The sequence below is a fragment of the Marinomonas sp. 5E14-1 genome, assembly GCF_039939215.1.
Classification (GTDB): Bacteria; Pseudomonadota; Gammaproteobacteria; order Pseudomonadales; family Marinomonadaceae; genus Marinomonas.
This window is the reverse complement of sequence record NZ_JBDXMW010000020.1, coordinates 25,186-44,084: the sequence shown is the minus strand read 5'-3', so window position 1 is coordinate 44,084 and position 18,899 is coordinate 25,186. Positions and strand designations below refer to the sequence as shown.

Below are 18,899 nucleotides of genomic sequence, written 5' to 3'. Positions count from 1 at the left end.
TAAGAAATGGAAGATCTGATTTAGAAATAAGAGCGTCTTGCTTCCATTTACTTGCGCCTGTTTCGTGAGTTCAACACATCTGCATAAATGACAACCAAGTCACTCTATTGACTCGTAAGTCTTCTCCTTAACTACGTTTGTGTAAATGCAAAAAAAGGAGCCGTTTGGCTCCTTTTAATAAGCAGTCTATTTATCCACAAAACGACTCAGAAAGAGCGTTTTTTTAAGTGTTAATAACTTAGGCACTTATCCACTTCGTTTGCTGCGCCAATAATGACGGCGACGCGTTGGTGAATCGCTTCTGGATGGATGTCTAATATGCGTTGTGTGTGTGTATGAGCTTTACCGCTGGCTTGTTCGAGTAACATCGCCATTGGGTTTGCTTCGTACATTAGGCGCAATTTGCCGGCTTTAGAAGGGTCTTTATTATCCCAAGGGTAAAGGAAGATGCCACCACGACAAAGAATACGATGTACATCGCCAACCATAGCGGCAACCCAGCGCATATTGAAGTTTTTATCACGAGCGCCGTCTTTGCCTTTTACTAAATCGTTCACATAGTTTTGAATATTGTCTGACCAAAAGCGTTGGTTAGACATGTTAATAGCGAACTCTTGAGTTTCCTTTGGAATCTGAACGTTTTCATGAGTTAGTGTAAAAACTTGCTTCGTCGGGTCGTAAGTAAACATATTTACGCCTTTACCCGTTGTGAGAACCAACATAGTGGATGGTCCGTAAAGCACATAACCTGCTGCAACTTGTTCTTTTCCAGGGATTAGAAAATCCGCTTCTGTTGCTGGCTTATCACCTGTTTGGTGGTAAATCGAAAAAATAGTGCCAACCATAGCGTTGATATCGATATTTGATGAACCATCTAGAGGATCAAAAGCGATAAAATATTCGCCATCAGTGTTTGCAGGAACAATGTAATCTTCTTCTTCTGATGCAATGGCTCTAACGGCAGAGCATTCTAATAAGGCGCTTTTTAGCATGTCATTAGAGATGACATCTAGTTTTTTTTGTTCTTCTCCTTGAACGTTTTCATTACCTGCCATGCCAAGAATACCTGCAAGCGAACCTTGTTTCAGAGCGTCAGAAATGGCGATACAGGTGTCAGTGGTTACTGTTAAAACTGTGTTGAGCTTTTCCGGAGTTGAGCTTACTGCTAAAACATCAGATAGGTTTTGCATGGTGTAACACTTCCTTTTTATTTGTAGTGCCGAAATTATGCCACTCTCTTTTGCCAGTGTCAGCTAAGGTTGTGATGGAGAGCAGAAAGCCGCATATTTTTTAGTTGTTTCACGGCACTTTATAGTATTAGGAGAAAGTTAGCTTTTTCTGATGAGATGAAGTTGTTGGTTTGAATGAAATAGACGACCAAGTGTTGTTAATCGTCTATTTGAAAAGGTGGCTTATCGCTTAAGTGTTTTCACACCTTCTTTTGTCGCCAGTAATAAAACATCAGCAGGGCGTTTCGCAAACAAGCCATTTGTGACGACGCCGACGATGCCATCGATGCTTTTTTCTAATTCTGCTGGATTTAAAATATCCAAATTGTATACATCAAGAATCTGGTTGCCGTTATCTGTTATAACACCTTCACGGTAAACGGGATCACCGCCAAGTTTGACTAACTCTCGTGCCACATAGCCGCGTGCCATAGGAATCACTTCAACGGGCAAAGGAAAGTCACCTAATACTTTGACCATTTTGGATTCGTCAGCAATACAGACAAACTCTTCGCTGCATGCGGCGACAATTTTTTCGCGAGTTAATGCTGCGCCACCGCCTTTTATAAGATGTAGGTATTCGTTACTTTCGTCCGCGCCGTCAACATAGACACGAATGTTCCCCACACCGTTTAACTCATAAACTGGAATGCCGTGTTTGTTCAAACGCTCTGCAGACGCTTTCGAGCTTGCTACTGTGCCATCAAAGTCGTTTTTATATTTCGCCAGTTCATCAATAAATAGATTGGCCGTGGAACCTGTGCCAACGCCAACAATGGTGTCGTCTTCTAGCATTGGAAGGATGTATTTGACCGCTGCTTCTGCAACGGCTTGTTTGAGTTCGTCTTGCGTCATGGGGAAAGTGCCTCCTCTGATGGTGGCGATATTATAGGCGCTTCATTTTGTGATTGTTACCCTGTTTTATCATTCTCTTGTCAGTATTTTGATCTGTTTTCTCTTAGATAAAATGGGATCTGCCTTTGCGTGAAAGGTGGTGAAAGAGTATATTTCATGTTCGGTTTTTTACGGCCAATCAAGTCAGTATGGATGCTTTATTATACACCGTACTGTCGACTTTATTTCGTTTAGGAAACACTATGCCTCACACCATGATCAAAAAAATTCTACAGGCGAACGTTTATGACGTTGCCGTAGAAACACCACTGTCTCGCGCCAATCAATTATCGAATCGATTAGGCAACGAGATTATTTTGAAGAGAGAAGATCTACAGCCTGTTTTCTCTTTCAAGATTCGTGGGGCATACAATAAAATTTCTCAGCTCACCGCAGAAGAACGTGCAAAAGGGGTGATCGCTGCGTCGGCGGGGAATCACGCTCAAGGTTTAGCGCTAGCGGCGAACAAAATGGGCATACAAGCGACGATTGTGATGCCTGCGACCACACCGGAAGTTAAAGTCAGTGCCGTTCGAAATCACGGAGCTGACGTGGTTTTATTTGGTGATGCTTTTGACGAAGCCTCAGCAAAATCCCGTGAAATCATGGAAAAAACAGGGCAAGTCTACGTTCACCCGTTTGATGATTTAGACACGATTGCTGGCCAAGGTACCATTGGTATGGAAATCCTTCGTCAGCTGGAAGGTGACATTGATGCGATTTTTATTCCTGTTGGTGGTGGCGGTTTGATCGCGGGGGTGTCTGCTTACATCAAATATTTACGTCCAGAAATCAAAATCATTGGTGTGGAACCGCAAGACGCCGCTTGTTTAAAAGTTGCCTTGGAAAATGGCAAGCCAACACGTTTGGCGCAAGTGGGCATTTTCGCGGAAGGTGTTGCTGTGGCTGAAATTGGTCAAAACACTTTTAATATAGCCAAAGACACGGTAGATGAAGTGATCACCGTGACCACGGATGAAATGTGTGCAGCCATTAAAGATATTTACGATGACACGCGCGCGATCACAGAACCTGCTGGCGCTTGTGCCTTGGCTGGATTGAAAAAATACATTGAGCGTGAAGACGCCAAGGGCCAAACCTTAATTGCGATCAACAGTGGTGCCAATGTGAATTTTGATCGCCTTCGCCATGTGTCTGAACGAGCAGAATTAGGCGAAAAACGCGAAGCCATTATTGCGGTTAAAATCCCAGAATCGCCAGGCAGTTTTCAAGACTTTTGCCAAGCGCTTGTGGGAAGAAGCATTACAGAGTTTAACTATCGTTATGGTGATGACAAAGAAGCCGTGATCTTTGTTGGCGTTGCATTGGGTGGCAGCCCGAACAGCCGTGAAGAATTGTTAGCGGACTTAAAAGACTATGAAATCACCGATCTGACCGACGATGAAACGGCGAAAGTGCATGTTCGTCACATGATTGGCGGACATTTACGCAGTGAAAAAGGCGAGTTGCTATACAGTTTCGAATTCCCTGAACGTCCAGGTGCTTTGCTGAAATTCTTAAATATGCTGGGCGGACAATGGAATATTTCCATGTTCCATTATCGTAACCACGGTGACGCTTATGGTCGTGTGTTGGTTGGCTTACAGGCGGTTGGAGAAGAAACCGATGTGACCCATTATCTGGACGAGTTAGGGTATCCGTATCAAGACGAAAATAACAACGAAGCCTGCAAGTTGTTCTTTCGCTAAAGGCTTGAAAATCGGTTATCATTAGCGCCATTATTTTTTCGAATTCAACCCTCTGACTGTTTATTCGGTCAGAGGGTTGTGTGATTTTGATGTGCTGTTCTAGCAACAGCGCACACAGTTTAAAGGCTTATTTTGTGAATATTCAAACTCTTCTAAACCAACGTATTCAAGCGGCAATGACCGCCGCCGGCGCCGCAGAAACTGCGCCAGCATTGGTGCGTCAATCAGCCAAAGTCCAATTTGGTGATTACCAAGCCAACGGTATTATGGGCGCAGCGAAAGCCTTGAAAATGAACCCGCGTGAATTTGCTCAAGCGACATTAGAAAAGCTTGATTTGTCTGATGTTGCGGACAAGGTGGAAATTGCAGGACCGGGTTTTATCAATATCTTTTTGAAAGACCTTTGGTTAGGTAAAGAGTTGGCTCAGTTACGCACAAGCGACCGTCTGGATATTGGCGAAGTGTCTAAGCCTGAAACCGTGGTGGTTGATTACTCCGCACCAAACCTTGCCAAAGAAATGCACGTAGGCCATTTACGCTCTACGGTAATTGGTGATGCGGTAGTGCGCACGTTAGAATTTCTTGGTCATAATGTGGTTCGCCAAAACCATGTAGGTGATTGGGGAACTCAGTTCGGTATGCTGTTGGCGTACATGGAACGTTTGCGTGAAGAATCGGCTGAAATCAGTATGGTTTTGTCTGATCTTGAAACCTTCTACCGTGCTGCAAAAACTTGTTTTGACGATGATGAAGCGTTTGCCACACGTGCGCGTGAATTGGTTGTGGCTTTGCAATCTGGTGATGCTGAATGTTTGAAGCTTTGGGATGACTTCATTGAGATCTCTTTGAAACACTGTGAAGAAACTTACGACATGTTGGGCGTGTCTCTTGAGCGTCAACATGTGATGCCAGAAAGTGCTTACAACGATGACTTGCAAAACGTGGTAAATGAACTGACTGAGCAAGGTTTGTTGCAAGAATCCAATGGCGCACAATGTGTGTTCATGGAAGAGTTTGCTAATAAAGAAGGCGAAATTACGCCAATTATCGTGCAGAAAACAGGCGGCGGTTTCTTATACGCTACCACCGATTTAGCGGCGGTACGTTTCCGTCAGCACACATTAAATGCGGATCGTGTTTTGTATTTTGTCGATGCGCGTCAATCTTTGCACTTCCAGCAAATCTTTACTTTGTCTCGTAAAGCGGGCTTTGTGAAGCCAGAAACACAACTGGAACACATGCCATTTGGTACGGTAATGGGCAGTGATGGGAAACCGTTTAAAACCCGTTCTGGTGGCGTTGCGAAATTGTCTTCTTTGTTAGAAGAAGCACAAGAGCGCGCTTACAAATTAGTGACGTCTAAAAACGAAGACATGAGCGAAGAAGAGCTGCGCAATATCAGTCGAGTTGTCGGTATTGCGTCGGTTAAATACGCGGATTTATCGAAAAACCGTACCAGTGATTATGTGTTCAACTGGGATACTATGTTGAGCTTTGAAGGCAACACAGCACCTTACTTGTTGTACGCTTATTCTCGTGTTGCAAGTATTGTTAAACGTTCTGAAATCGATGTAGCGAGCTTAACGGGTGACATTAATATTATCGAAGCACAAGAGCGTGCTTTGGCTGTCAAACTGTGTCAATTCGAAGAAGCGATTCAGCAAGTCGCCAACGATGGCATGCCGCATTTCTTATGCGCGTACTTGTATGACTTAGCTGGAACCTTCATGACTTTCTACGAAGCGTGTCCAATTTTGAATGCAGAAGATGAGACTAAAAACAGTCGTCTTCAATTGGCATTGAATACCGCGTCGACCTTGAAGCTCGGTTTGTCATTATTAGGTATCGAAACCCTAGAACGCATGTAATAGGTGTTTATAGATGGATAAACGAAAGGCGCTTTTTCTTTTTGATAAGCGCCTTTTTTAATCATCATTCAGCACCCAACCTGTGATTGAGAAGAGAAGCAAAGAGTTAGGAAGAGAATTAGATGAAAATTTACATCGCTTACACTGGTGGCACGATTGGTATGGTGCCATCAGACAATGGACTGGTTCCTGATGCCGCATTTGCCGAGCAACTTTCTACGAAGCTTGGACAACACTCAGAAATAGAACATGAGTTTGTCATCGAAAGTTACGACACGCTGATTGATTCTTCTAATGCGACACCAAAAGATTGGGTAACGATTGCTCGTGACATTGAGAGTAAATGGCAGAAATACAACGCTTTTGTCGTATTGCACGGCACAGATACGATGGCTTATACATCGGCAGCTTTATCTTTTATGTTTGTTAATAGTGATAAGCCAATCATCGTCACAGGTTCACAAGTACCAATGTTCAAAGCGCGGACAGACGCGATGAGTAATGTTTTTGGAGCGATCTCGGCGTGTGAGCAATTGATTGCCATGAAGAGACAAGGCGTGTTCTTGTTCTTTGCGGATCGTCTTATCGAAGGAGACAGAGCACATAAATCACACACCAGTGATTGGCAGGCGTTCAGCTCAGTGAATGCGCCTGTGTGTGGTGAATTAGGGATTGATTGGCGCTGGCAAGAAAGGCTTCAAATAGCGCTTCCTATGACCGTTAACATTCCAGATATGGAACAAGACGCTGTGACTATCTTACCTGTTTTTCCAGGCGTTCAAGCGGAGCATTGGCAAGGCTTATTAAACGACCAAGTGAAAGGTGCCGTGTTATTGAGTTATGGCGCAGGCAATGCACCAGATAAAAATCCAGCGCTTCTTGAACTATTAAAAGCCGCGAGTGATCGTGGTGTAGTGATTGTGAATGTCAGTCAATGTGGCTCGGGAAGTGTGGCCGAAGGCGCGTATGCCGCTGGATCTGCACTGACAAATGCGGGCGTTGTTTCAGGTAAAGATTCAACCTACGAAGCGGCTTTTGTAAGGCTGCATGTGTTGATCGGTTTGGGCATGGACAGTCGAGAGATTAAAGGCATTTTTAACCGATAAACACGTTCGCTATTTGAGTGTAACCATAAGGAAAGTGCATGGCGGTTTTCTCCGTACTCTTGGTTCTGATCTGGTCGATGGGGTTTATAACTGGCAAATTTATTGTTGGCCTCATTGATCCGAACGTGTATTTGAGCATCCGTTTTTTGTGTGCAGGTTTATTATTTGCCGCAATCGCTTTAGTGCTGGGCCGCCCTTTTCCTAAGTGGAAGGAGCTACCTAAGCATATTGTTGCTGGCTGCTTAATGAATGGACTCTATCTTGGTTTGGCTTATGTGGCGATTGCCAAAGGGCTTCCGGCTGGAATTATGGCGTTAATTGGTGCATTACAACCTGCTTTAGTGACACTGTTGGCGTTTGTGTTGATTAAAGAGAAGACCTCGCTTAAAGGCATTATTGGAATATTCATCGGTATGTTTGGCTTACTCTTAGTCGTGAGCCCAACATTAGAGTTAGACGTAAGTCACGGCGGCGTTTCTTTGTTGACTTTTACGTTAGCGTGCACAGCAATATTGGCTCTTTCGCTGGGAGTGACGTACCAAAAAATGTCCATCTCATCGTCCGATATTTTCAGTTCCATGGCGGTTCAAAACTTGGCGGCGAGTGTGGTGTCTTGCAGTTTTATGCTTTTCCTGGGTGAAAGTTTATTTGTTGTCGGATGGCAGTCTTTTGCTCTGGTTGCATGGGGGATTTTGGTGTTATCCGGCGGTGGGGTTTTCTTAATGGTTTCACTGCTGAGAAAGAGTAGGAGAGCATCTCAAGTCTCGGCTATGTTGTTACTTGCGCCACCTTTAGCCGCAGTAGAGAGCTATTTTTTGTTTAGTGAATCTATGACCACCATTCAGATTGTTGGCTTTATTGTAACTATTGTAGGCGTTTACTTGAGCCGGGCGAAAGCTAATTAGAGAGCTTTTTTTCTGCCATTCTCAATTTGGCTTCAAAGCGATCAAGCTGAGTGCTAAATGTCTCTAAGTTGTCGATATGGTGTTCGATTTCGATTTTACTTGGTAGAAGCTGGCTGTCGGTTTGTAGGTGATGAACCAGTTGGATGCGTGCGCTGGTGGAGATTTCTTTGCTCCACGACCACTTGGCGCGTAGTAACCGAGCCAAAGCGGACGCAGGTAAATCTCCGATGTAGTCGGCCAATAAACCTTCCCAATCGAATTCAAAGTTTTCCATGACTTTATGCAATGTCATTAAGGCTTGTGCGTTGCCTTGAATGCGTAAGTCGCCGTCAAAGAATCCGTCACCTTCCAGCAGCTTTCTGTAGGCAGAACTTGGGCCTTGTACCAGAGTGTCGAGTTTTGGGTCTAATTCGATCTCGTCTAAGCTTTCCGGTTTATTCAGCATGACGCCTTGTTCAAGGATATGAACTTGCAGAATGAAAGAGAAGTCTTCGATGAAAAGGAATACTTGCTGCCCTGCGAGCTTGCTGAGTCGTGCTTGGGAAGGCGTGTCTTGTTTGAGTGCGAGGTTAATTGCGTGTTCGATGGTGCTGATAGCAGACAAACTAAGTGAGCTCATAAGAGTCTTCCCGATGCGTTGTGGCAGGTTTAAAGCTGATGGATTTGAATAGTGGCAGTTTCTCGCTTCTGGCCTTCTTTTTCAAGGCGATCTAGATACATTTGCCAGAGCTCATCATGGTTTTTACCGAGGTTGTATAAATATTCCCACGTGTAGAGTCCGGTGTCGTGACCGTCATCAAAGGCGATTTTTAGCGCATAATTGCCTGCGCCTTCGATGTTGTTCACTCTCACGTCTTTTTTGCCGTATTGTAAAATGGGCACCTGCATTCCGTGGCCCCGCACTTCCGCAGAAGGCGAGTGAACACGCAAATACTCGGCACTAAGGCGAAAAGATTGACCGTCAGAAAAGGTCAACGCCAACTCACGAGACTGTTTGTGATAATGAATGTGTGTTGGCGTTGGTGTGGCCATCATAGCGTCCTATAGGATGTATTGGCTTAGGTCTTCGTTTTCAGCAATTTCACCGAGTTGCTCATCTACATAAGCTGCAGTGATATCAACCGTTTGATCATCTGGCATGTCGCTAGCGGAGTAAGACACTTCTTCTAATAAGCGTTCTAGTACTGTGTGCAAACGACGTGCACCGATGTTTTCCGTTTTCTCATTCACCTGGAACGCGATTTCTGCGATACGGTGAATGCCTTCTTCGGTGAAATTCAGGTTGATGTTTTCTGTCTTCGCCAAGGCAACATATTGTTTAGTCAAAGAAGCGTTTGGCTCGACCAAGATGCGTTTGAAGTCTTCAACGGTTAACGCGTCTAACTCAACACGAATAGGTAAGCGGCCTTGTAGTTCAGGAATCAAATCCGATGGTTTAGACAGGTGGAAAGCACCAGAAGCAATAAACAAAATGTGGTCGGTTTTCACCATGCCGTATTTAGTGCTAACCGTGCAGCCTTCAACCAAAGGCAATAGATCGCGCTGAACACCTTCACGAGAAACTTCACCGCTTGAACGCTCAGAGCTTTTCGCTACTTTGTCGATTTCGTCTAAGAAAACAATGCCGTTTTGCTCAACCGCTTCAACCGCGCGCGCTTTCAATTCTTCTTCATTGACTAGCTTAGCGGCTTCTTCATCACGAACTTGGCGCAAAGCGTCTTTGACTTTCATCTTACGCTTTTTCTTTTTATCCGAACCAAAGCTAGAGAACATGTTTTGCAACTGGCTTGTCATTTCTTCCATGCCTGGCGGTGTCATGATTTCTACACCCATTGGTGCATCTGACACATCGATATCGATTTCTTTGTCGTCTAATTGGCCTTCGCGTAATTTTTTACGGAAAGTTTGACGAGTGCTGTTGTTCTCTAATTCTGGATCACCGCCGCGAGCAGGTGGCAGTAGCACATCAAGAATTCGATCCTCAGCTGCGTCTTCTGCTTTGTGGCGTAGTTTCGCTGTTTCTTGCTCACGAAGCATTTTGATCGCCATCTCTACTAGATCGCGAATGATGGATTCAACATCTCGACCAACGTAACCCACTTCGGTGAACTTGGTTGCTTCGATCTTGATGAAAGGTGCGTTTGACAACTTCGCCAAACGGCGAGCGATTTCTGTTTTACCTACGCCAGTTGGCCCAATCATTAGAATGTTTTTTGGGGTCACTTCTGCACGCATATCTTCAGGTAATTGCATGCGACGCCAGCGATTACGCAAAGCAACGGCAACGGCGCGTTTGGCTTTTTGCTGACCAATAATATGGTTGTCTAGGGCGTTAACCGTCTCTCTTGGGGTCATACTGCTCATGATTCAGTCTCTTCTATATTCTTGAGTGATGTAATCTGCAAAGTTATCAGCAATGTTAAGCCGATTTATCTTCAATCTGTGGACCGATCGTGATTTCTTCAACTGTTAGGTTATGGTTTGTGAAAACACAAATGTCGGCTGCAATAGCTAGGCTTTTTTCGACAATCTCTTTGGCTGTTAAGTCAGTGTTGTCAATCAAAGCTCGTGCCGCGGCTTCTGCGTAATTGCCACCAGAACCAATGGCTAACGCGCCATGTTGTGGCTCTACAACATCGCCTGTGCCTGTGATAATTAAAGTGCTTTCTTTGTTCGCAACAATCAACATGGCTTCGAGTTTGCGTAATGCTCTGTCTGAACGCCAGTCTTTCGCAAGATCAACCGCTGCACGAACAAGATGGCCTTGGTGCTTTTCAAGCTGGCTTTCAAATCGTTCGAACAGAGTGAAAGCATCGGCTGTGCCGCCTGCGAATCCAGCAATGACCTCACCGCGGTATAAACGACGAACTTTACGTGCGTTGCCTTTCATCACAGTGTTGCCTAAAGATACTTGTCCATCGCCGCCTACAACGACTTGGTTGCCTTTACGTACAGTAAGAATTGTTGTCATGGTTTACTCCAGTTTCGATACTAACAAAGTGGGGGCGAGCCAAAGAATTTCAAGGAAAGGCTTGCACACAGTCATGGTTTTCATTTTCTATGTGCAATCTAGAGGTAGCTATTACTCTTTGTTGACGCGATAAGAGTAAGGGGAGATTTCCATCGACGCGAGTTTGTCTTCTGCTCGATTCATTTTTGAACGAGATAAATACGGCCCAAGGACAACTCGATACCAAGGTTGCTGATTTTCGCCTATGGTTTTACGAATGTCGGTTTCAACCAACCCTGCTAAGATTAATCGTGCGCGCATTCGATCTGCATCCTCTGGATTACGGAATGACGCTGCTTGTAGCATGTAATAGAAATCTTGCTCACCACGAGGTGTAGATTGGTATGCGTCTACGTGGCTTGTATCGACTTCGCTGTTTTGCAGTATTTGATAAAACTCAAACGTGTCTTTTTTAGGTGCCGCGGCCGTATCTTCTTTCTTCACTGGTGCTTTTGTTGCCGGTGCTGGCTTTGGCGTGACTTTTACTTTTTCAACAGGTTTAGGCTGAGGTTTGACTTGGTTGAGTTGCGTCAATCCATAGATGAAAAGAGCAAGAATCGCTGGAACCAGAAGCCATAACCACCAAGGTGTGTTGCGCTTTGGTTGCGGTGTAGAACGGCGTGTTGCACCCTTTTTAGGGCGACTGCCTTTTGCTGCAATTTGAATGGGGTTAAACATAGTTTAGGCTTTTGATTGTTTCATAAGTTGGGATACTGAGTGTAATGCGCACATTATGCTTGCTCGATCAGTAAGTTTCCAGTGGATCTACGTCGATTGCGAAACGAATTTTATACTGGCGAGCAGATTGTTCAAGCCAGTTACTCATTAATTGTACGGCATGATGCAAAGGGGCTCGATGGGAAGCTTTAAGGGAGATGAGCGCTCTATGTTGTCCTGCTTTACGGACAATGATGGCAGTATACGGGCCAACAAGATACACATCTTTCGATAAGTAAGGCTCTAAGTCGTTTCTCATCGCGGCGAGAAGCTGCATCGCCTCTTGCTCGTTAGTGGACTCAGCACGAATAATGACTTGATGATAGAAGGGCGGCAAAGACAAAGATTTGCGTTCTGCTAATCCATCAATGGCGAAATGCTCGTAACCTAGGTTGCACAAACACTCTATCGCTGCATGATCTGGATGGTAGGTTTGTAATAAAACATGCCCTGGTTTTTTCGCTCGACCTGCACGACCTGCAACTTGAGTAATAAGCTGTGCTGTTCGTTCCATGCCGCGAAAATCTGAAGAGAAAAGACCTGCATCTGCATCCATGATGATCACCAAGGTGACATTTGGAAAATGATGACCTTTGGCAAGCATTTGTGTGCCAATCAAAATAGCTTGGTCATGTTCGTGAATTTTTTGCGTCAATTTTGCCATTGCTGATTTGCGCTGAGTGCTGTCTCTGTCTATGCGCAAAATAGGCGTATCTTTAAACAAGGTATGCAGCTGAGTTTCTATCTGTTCTGTGCCTTCTCCGACGGTAAAAAGCTCTTCGGACTGGCACTCAGGACAAGTGTGCAGTAATGCTTTTTGCGTATCACAATGATGGCAATGAAGTTTGTTGGCTCGTTTGTGAACCGTTAGGTTTACATCACAATGATCGCAAGCAGCAATCCAGCCACATTGATGGCACATCAGGGTCGGAGCGTAGCCTCGGCGGTTTAGGAAGATAAGAACTTGCTCTTTGCGTTCTAAGCAGAGCCTCATGCTGGCAAGCGCTTGTTCACTAAAACCATGAATAAGGCTTTTGCCTCGCAGATCCACTCTTTCCATTTCGGGAATGTGAGCGTTTCCGGCCCGTTGACGCAATTTTATCCAAGAGAACTTTTTCTGCAGAGCGTTGGTTAAGCTTTCGTAGGATGGCGTTGCCGATGCCAACAAGACAGGAATGTCCAGAGACTGAGCCCGTTTGATCGCCAGATCGCGAGCATGATAACGAAAGCCTTCGTGTTGCTTGTAGGAAGAATCATGTTCTTCGTCTATCACGATCAGGCCAAGGTTTGGAGCCGGTATAAAAGCAGCAGATCGTGTGCCTATAATGATTTTCGCATGACCATTGGCGGCTAATAGCCAAGCATCCAAGCGTTCTCTATCGCTCATATTGGAATGCATTAAAACGATGTCAGTATTGAAGCGAACTTCGAAGCGTTTGAGAGTTTGAGGTGTGAGGCCGATCTCAGGAACCATTACGAGAATTTGTTTGCCTTCTTCTATCAGGCGTTCCATAAGGCGCAGAAACACCTCGGTTTTACCGCTTCCTGTAACGCCATCCAATAATGAAACATGGAAATGGTGGCGAGAGTCTAATAATTCTTCTGTTGCGAGTGCTTGTTCTGGATTGAGTGTTGGTGGCACTTGGGTCTGATGTGAGTGCTTTTCACCGCTTTTATTAAAGGAGCGAGGTTCTCTGTATAATAAGCCTTTTTCTTCCAGACTTTTTCCTGCCGCAGGTGCAAGGTCGAGAACTGAAGTCGCGTGCTGACTGAGGCCATTTGGATGTTGTTGTACGGCGCGCAGAAAATCTTGCTGGCGAGGTGCTCGACTTAATTGTTCTAGCGGAAGATTTTGCCCTTCAGGTGTGGTTAGCCACCAATTTTCTGTACGAAACTCTGCGTTTTCACCTTTGCGTAAAAGCACTGGTAAAGAATGGAAAATGACATCGCCGATAGGATGATGATAGTAACGGGCGGCCCATTCACATAACGCCATTAATTCTGCAGTGATAACAGGGCTTTCATCATGTAAGGACGTGAGAGGTTTGATTTGCTCTGGGTTCCAATCACTGGTTTCACTCAGAGCAACAATTACGCCAAGACGACTCCCTCTCCCAAAAGGTACTTTAACTCGCATACCTGGTTGTAACGTATGTCTCAGAGCAATCGCTCTTGGGATTTTATAGTCGAACAAGGTTCTCATCGGCACAGGTAAGGCGACTTTTATAAAAGCGTAGGGAGTAAGAAGTGCCTCTTGCATAGATTCGATTAACTCTTGTTTTATAAAGCAAAAAAGAAATAGTTTAGACTATATAACCTTAGTGTACGTTAGACAGCTGGTGGTGTGCGAGTAAGAAATTTTTGTGCAAATCCATAAAAAAGGTTGCTGATCGTACAATTGCCTCTTAGAATACGCAGCTTGGTATCACTGTACAATGTCTGTACAACCAAACGTGCGGTGCTTGACGAGGCGAAAGCCCAGTTACATTTCGATCAAGTGGCGGCACACTAACTAGAAGGTAAATACTATGCAACAAGATATCCATCCAAATTACTCTGCACTTACTGCAACTTGTACTTGTGGTAACACGTTGAACCTAAACTCAACTGCAGGCAAAGACATGCACATTGATGTATGCAGCAACTGCCATCCTTTCTACACTGGCCAACAGAAAATGTTGGATACTGGTGGTCGTGTTGATCGCTTTAACAAGCGTTTCGGAGCACGTCGTACTACTAAATAATTGGTGGCATGAAAGTGATCTTATTAAAAAAGCGTCAAGTTTCCTTGGCGCTTTTTTTGTTTTTGTCCTTTTCTGTATTGGCAGAAGAAAGCTGTATCGCAGTCGGGTCGCTTGAAGAAGCAAAAATCAAAAGAATTATAGATGGCGATACACTGCATCTAGAAGATGGTCGGAAAGTGCGCTTTGTTGGCCTTAATACGCCAGAGCTTGACCACAAACATGGTCGTCATGACCTGTATGCTGAAGAAGCGACAGATTTCCTTCGTTCTCTTCTTGATCAAGAAGTGTATATTCAAACTTCAAAAAGTGGTCGAGACCGTTATGGCCGTTACCTATATTATCTTTTTGATAAAAATGGCGTGTCATTGACGAGCCAACTATTGGCGGAAGGGCTAGGTTATCGTATTGCTGTTCCGCCAGATTTAGAATATCAATCGTGCTTTCAGCAAGCAGAAGAGTTTGCGCGACAGTCTGAAAAAAGACTGTGGAGGGGCTCCTTGCAATGGCAGCCAAAAGCTGGCTTTGCTATCTCTCGCGTTACCATCACCTCCGTTACTCGAAACCGTGGTGGCTGGTGGTTAGAAACCGGTCAAGACTTGGTGATTAACCTACCGCCTAATGCTATGGACTATTGGCTTGCCCAGAAAGTGTTCAATCTTGAAGGGAAGGAAGTCGAAGTTCGAGGCTGGCAGCATCAACGTAAGAACCGCAATACTGAATTCAAGTCTTGGGTACTTTCTGTTAAACATCCTAACGATTTGCAGTTGATTGAACAGCACTAGCAATTAAATTATCCTCATCCAGGCTTTTGTCGCTTTAAACTATCAATCAGATAGATTATGCTCGACATTCACAAATATAATGTACCACCTTTTAATCTTATGACTTCTGTAGTGTCGGATTATCAGTAAGGTACTATGTGGCCAACACAATACTAATAACACCAAACAGACGGAAACATCATAATGGCAGAAGATATTATGCAAGCAGCACTGGATTACCATGAAAATCCAGTCCCAGGTAAATTGAGCGTTACTATTACTAAGCCAACGGCTACCGCTCGTGACCTTTCTTTAGCTTATAGCCCAGGTGTTGCTGAACCTTGTCGTGAAATCGCAAAAGACCCAGAAAATGCTTACCGATACACAGGTAAAGGCAATCTGGTTGCTGTTATTTCTGATGGTTCCGCGATTCTTGGTTTAGGTAACTTAGGCCCATTGGCCAGTAAACCTGTTATGGAAGGTAAAGGTCTGTTGTTTAAACGCTTTGCTGGTATTAACTCTGTTGATGTGGAAGTAGAATCTGAAAGTCCGCAAGCCTTTATCGATACGGTCGCTCGTATTGCTAATACTTACGGCGGTATTAATTTAGAAGACATTAAAGCACCAGAATGCTTTGAAATTGAGCGTCAATTAATTGAACGTTGTTCTATTCCTGTTTTCCATGATGATCAACATGGTACAGCGATTGTAACGGCTGCTGGTCTTCTTAATGCGCTTGAATTACAAGGCAAAGATATCGCGACGGCGAAAATTGTTTGTTTAGGAGCAGGTGCGGCGGCAACGGCTTGTATGAAGCTGATTATTGCTTGTGGTGCTCAGCGTGAAAATATTTTTGTGCTTGACCGTAAGGGCGTGATTCACTCTGGTCGTGACGATTTAAACCAGTTCAAAGCTATGTTTGCGATCGATACAGATAAGCGAACTTTAGATGACGCGATTGATGGGGCTGATGTATTTATTGGGGTCTCTGGTCCAGATTTATTCTCCGCTGATCAACTTAATAAAATGGCAGCAAATCCTATTGTGTTTGCATGTTCAAACCCTGATCCAGAGATCAGCCCAGAATTAGCTCATAAAACCCGCAATGATTTGATTATGGCGACAGGGCGTTCTGATTACCCGAACCAAGTAAACAACGTACTTGGTTTCCCTTTCATCTTCCGTGGTGCATTAGATGTTCGTGCAACTAAGATTAACGAAGAAATGAAAGTAGCTGCGGTTCATGCATTGAAAGATCTTGCGAAAGAAGCGGCGCCTGCAGATGTTGTTGAAGCATACGGCGGTGCAGCATTAAGTTTTGGTAAAGAATACATCTTGCCAAAACCAATGGACGCTCGCTTGCTTACTGCTGTATCCGCAGCCGTGGCGAAAGCAGCGGTGGATTCTGGTGTTGCCATGTTGCCATATCCAGATTTTTATCCACTTGAAAACCTTGATCACTTTGGTGCTTAAGTAAAACTACATTTTTCAAAAAGGGCGATACCTGATTCAGGTATCGCCCTTTTTTTTGAAAATTTGAAAGAATTTAGCTATTTCCCTATACATATCTGGATGCTAGGAACTTTGTTGTCACATAGGTATCTACAATCATTACTTATGTATTTAATTCAGCATCAAATGGGATCTTTATGAATGTGTATGTGTTAACAGGAATATTGGGGTTATTTGCTTCAATCGTGGTTGGGGCAGGGGAATACTTACTGCATTATGATCCTTTGGCTCGTTTTGCTGAAGGTGGCTTTGATTTTATGAAAGGCATCGGTGCTGAACGTACAAATTTAGGTCATTTTCTAGGTGTATTTGGCGCTTTGCTCTATCCAATTGGTTGTTATCACTTATATTTGATGTTGAAACCGGCCTCGAAGAAGTGGGCATTCAGTGCCTTCATTGTTGGCTCAATGGGATTTATGGTTGGTGTCGTGTGGATTGGTTCAAGAGCCAGTATCTCTGCGTTGATGCAATTACCAGCAAGCCCTGAAATTGATGCGCTGGTGGCTTTATACGATTTGCGTTATGAAACCTTATTACAAGTGATTCGATTGACGACTTTGTTTTTATCAGTGGTTTTCATCGTTTTGATTCTAAAAGGCAACACTCATTACCCTAAATGGATGGCGATGTTTAATCCAATATTACTGATCATTATGAGCTTCTTAGTGTATCTAGCTGTTCCACAAATTGGTAAACATGTTATGCCGATCGCTCTAAATGTTGCGTTTTTTATTGTATTTGCTTTATCCCTTCTCGTGACATTAAAAAATAAATCAACAATAGCCCTAGTCGATGGAGACACACAGTAATGAACATTAAAAAATTATTAATATCGATTCTTTGCTATGCGGTGCTCGCTATTGCGCTTTTGTTTGCTGCGCTGACTTGGCTAAGTGTTCACGATAGAGCGGATGATTATGGTATTTCGAGTGACGGTTTAGATATTCCAACATTTACGGAGAAAACACTCCCTTTTGTACCGGGCTATGATGAAACATTGACACTGCCTTTTACAGCAAGTGCCATTATCGACATTGACAACGATGGTGTGGAAGAGCTGTTTATTGGCGGAGGCATGGATCAAAATGATGTTTTTTATGCTTATGAAAATGGTGAATTTGTCGATGTAACGACTTCTACTCAATGGCGTAAGAATACTTCTGATGACACATATGGCGCTGTAACAATGGATTTAGACCATGATGGCGACACAGATATGTTGATTGCTCGTCAGTCAGGGGTATGGCAATACACCAATAACTCAGGCGTCTTCACTGGTGTTAAGCTGGATTTGGATCTTGATAGCAAGACGGTGCCGCTTTCTGTTGCGATTGCGGATTTGAACCGTGATGGTTTGTTCGATATGTATGTGTCTGGCTATATTGCTCGGGAGTACGTTGAAGGGGAAACCATCTTCAATCAAGTCTACGGTGGAATCAGTGGCTTGTTTTTAAATACAGGAACAGGCTTCAAGAATATTACTAAAGATGCGGGACTGGAGTATCAACATAATACGTTTCAAGCTATTTTCATTGACGTTGATAATGACAGTTTAGAGGATTTGGTTGTTGCTCATGACACAGGCCAAGTACGTACTTGGAAAAATTTGGGCGACCTTAAATTTGCCAATATGCCAAACCCAACCAGTGACTACTTTTCTTATCCAATGGGCATTGCTGTTAGCGATTTAGGTAATAATAGTTTGCCTGACTTCTTCTTTTCTAATGTTGGTTCAACAACGCCAGATGCTATTGTTCGTGGCGATTTGAGAGATGATCAAGTGTTACACAAAAAATGGATGATGCTTGAAAACCAAGGCGGGTTTGAATTTGAAGATACTGCTCAAGAGCGCAAACTTGCTGATTATGAATTCTCATGGGGAGCGATTTTTGAAGACTTTAACCTTGATGGAAAAGATGATTTAGTCGTTTCTGAAAACTATGTTGGTTTCCCAACTCATGCTGTGCCTTTCTGGCGTTTAGATGGTCGCTTTTTGCTACAAACCAACTCTGGTGAATTCAGTGAAGTAGGTGACAAATCTGGCGTACAAAATCGTTTTTTCGGTATTTCTCCTTTAACCGCAGACTTTAACCAAGACGGTGCGCCGGACTTGGTTCATATCAATTTATTGGGTGAACAGAAGGTTTTTTTGAGCCGCTCTCCTCGTAATAACTTCTTAAAAGTGATGCTGGCGAATACGGTTGAGTCTATTGGTGCAAAAGTGACAGTAACCTTAGCAGACGGCAATGTCATAAAGCAGACTTATATAGTGGGTGAAGGGTTATGTTCAGACCAAAGTCATACCATGGTGTTTGGTTTGGCTCAGTCAGTAGCAACAGAGATTCAGATTGATTACTTAGATGGCCGTCAATTAAAAGTAAGTGGAAATTACCGTAATCAAACTTATATTCCAGCGTCTTAAGTAATAAATATAGTGAAGAATA

The 18,899-nt window shown here is 43.9% G+C and carries 17 protein-coding genes; 9 read left to right on the top strand and 8 right to left on the bottom strand.

Features of this window, described 5'->3' with window-relative positions:
* Positions 1–230: 230 nt before the first annotated feature.
* Both ABFY09_RS14505 and rpiA read right to left on the bottom strand, forming a co-directional pair.
* Positions 231–1,190, bottom strand: a complete 960-nt coding sequence (locus ABFY09_RS14505) for a class 1 fructose-bisphosphatase (protein ID WP_347984992.1) — start codon at positions 1,188–1,190, stop codon at positions 231–233.
* Between the two features lie 222 nt (positions 1,191–1,412).
* Positions 1,413–2,084 carry a ribose-5-phosphate isomerase RpiA gene (rpiA, locus tag ABFY09_RS14500; protein WP_347984991.1) on the bottom strand — a complete coding sequence of 224 codons (672 nt, stop codon included), beginning with the start codon at positions 2,082–2,084 and terminating at the stop codon, positions 1,413–1,415.
* Positions 2,085–2,326: 242 nt separating this feature from the next.
* Here rpiA and ilvA point away from each other — a divergent pair, with 242 nt between their 5' ends.
* The 4 genes from ilvA (at position 2,327) to ABFY09_RS14480 (ending at position 7,711) form a co-directional block, all read left to right on the top strand.
* Positions 2,327–3,832, top strand: coding sequence for a threonine ammonia-lyase, biosynthetic (gene ilvA / locus ABFY09_RS14495; RefSeq protein WP_347984994.1), 1,506 nt, complete (start codon positions 2,327–2,329; stop codon positions 3,830–3,832).
* Between the two features lie 134 nt (positions 3,833–3,966).
* Complete coding sequence (gene argS / locus ABFY09_RS14490; protein WP_347984990.1) at positions 3,967–5,700, top strand: arginine--tRNA ligase; 1,734 nt, start codon at positions 3,967–3,969, stop codon at positions 5,698–5,700.
* A gap of 122 nt (positions 5,701–5,822) precedes the next feature.
* Positions 5,823–6,806, top strand: coding sequence for an asparaginase (locus ABFY09_RS14485; protein ID WP_347984989.1), 984 nt, complete (start codon positions 5,823–5,825; stop codon positions 6,804–6,806).
* A gap of 38 nt (positions 6,807–6,844) precedes the next feature.
* A complete protein-coding gene (locus ABFY09_RS14480) occupies positions 6,845–7,711 on the top strand; it encodes a DMT family transporter (protein WP_347984988.1) in 867 nt (288 codons plus the stop codon).
* Here the strand turns inward: ABFY09_RS14480 and ABFY09_RS14475 are convergent.
* From ABFY09_RS14475 to ABFY09_RS14450, 6 genes are all read right to left on the bottom strand, one after another.
* Positions 7,704–8,330, bottom strand: coding sequence for an SCP2 sterol-binding domain-containing protein (locus ABFY09_RS14475; RefSeq protein ID WP_347984987.1), 627 nt, complete (start codon positions 8,328–8,330; stop codon positions 7,704–7,706). The genes ABFY09_RS14480 and ABFY09_RS14475 overlap by 8 nt on opposite strands.
* A gap of 29 nt (positions 8,331–8,359) precedes the next feature.
* Complete coding sequence (locus ABFY09_RS14470; protein ID WP_347984993.1) at positions 8,360–8,743, bottom strand: DUF971 domain-containing protein; 384 nt, start codon at positions 8,741–8,743, stop codon at positions 8,360–8,362.
* 9 nt (positions 8,744–8,752) lie between these two features.
* A complete protein-coding gene (hslU, locus tag ABFY09_RS14465) occupies positions 8,753–10,075 on the bottom strand; it encodes an HslU--HslV peptidase ATPase subunit (RefSeq protein ID WP_347984986.1) in 1,323 nt (440 codons plus the stop codon).
* A 55-nt stretch (positions 10,076–10,130) separates the two neighbouring features.
* The gene (gene hslV / locus ABFY09_RS14460) at positions 10,131–10,682 is read right to left on the bottom strand and encodes an ATP-dependent protease subunit HslV (RefSeq protein WP_347984985.1); all 552 of its coding nucleotides are present in this window, start codon (positions 10,680–10,682) and stop codon (positions 10,131–10,133) included.
* 111 nt (positions 10,683–10,793) lie between these two features.
* On the bottom strand, positions 10,794–11,399 hold the full coding sequence (locus ABFY09_RS14455) for an SPOR domain-containing protein (RefSeq protein WP_347984984.1): 606 nt from the start codon (positions 11,397–11,399) through the stop codon (positions 10,794–10,796).
* Positions 11,400–11,466: 67 nt separating this feature from the next.
* Positions 11,467–13,698: a primosomal protein N' gene (locus ABFY09_RS14450; RefSeq protein WP_347984983.1), complete on the bottom strand. Its 2,232-nt coding sequence runs from the start codon at positions 13,696–13,698 to the stop codon at positions 11,467–11,469.
* 268 nt (positions 13,699–13,966) lie between these two features.
* On the opposite strand from ABFY09_RS14450, the gene rpmE reads away from it, so the two are divergent.
* From rpmE to ABFY09_RS14425, 5 genes are all read left to right on the top strand, one after another.
* On the top strand, positions 13,967–14,182 hold the full coding sequence (gene rpmE / locus ABFY09_RS14445; protein ID WP_347984982.1) for a 50S ribosomal protein L31: 216 nt from the start codon (positions 13,967–13,969) through the stop codon (positions 14,180–14,182).
* 8 nt (positions 14,183–14,190) lie between these two features.
* The gene (locus tag ABFY09_RS14440; protein ID WP_347984981.1) at positions 14,191–14,964 is read left to right on the top strand and encodes a thermonuclease family protein; all 774 of its coding nucleotides are present in this window, start codon (positions 14,191–14,193) and stop codon (positions 14,962–14,964) included.
* A gap of 183 nt (positions 14,965–15,147) precedes the next feature.
* Positions 15,148–16,416: a malic enzyme-like NAD(P)-binding protein gene (locus ABFY09_RS14435; protein ID WP_347984980.1), complete on the top strand. Its 1,269-nt coding sequence runs from the start codon at positions 15,148–15,150 to the stop codon at positions 16,414–16,416.
* A gap of 176 nt (positions 16,417–16,592) precedes the next feature.
* Complete coding sequence (locus ABFY09_RS14430) at positions 16,593–17,264, top strand: DUF6796 family protein (RefSeq protein WP_347984979.1); 672 nt, start codon at positions 16,593–16,595, stop codon at positions 17,262–17,264.
* The gene (locus ABFY09_RS14425; protein WP_347984978.1) at positions 17,264–18,877 is read left to right on the top strand and encodes a CRTAC1 family protein; all 1,614 of its coding nucleotides are present in this window, start codon (positions 17,264–17,266) and stop codon (positions 18,875–18,877) included. Before ABFY09_RS14430 ends, ABFY09_RS14425 begins: the two co-directional genes overlap by 1 nt.
* Positions 18,878–18,899 lie beyond the last annotated feature (22 nt).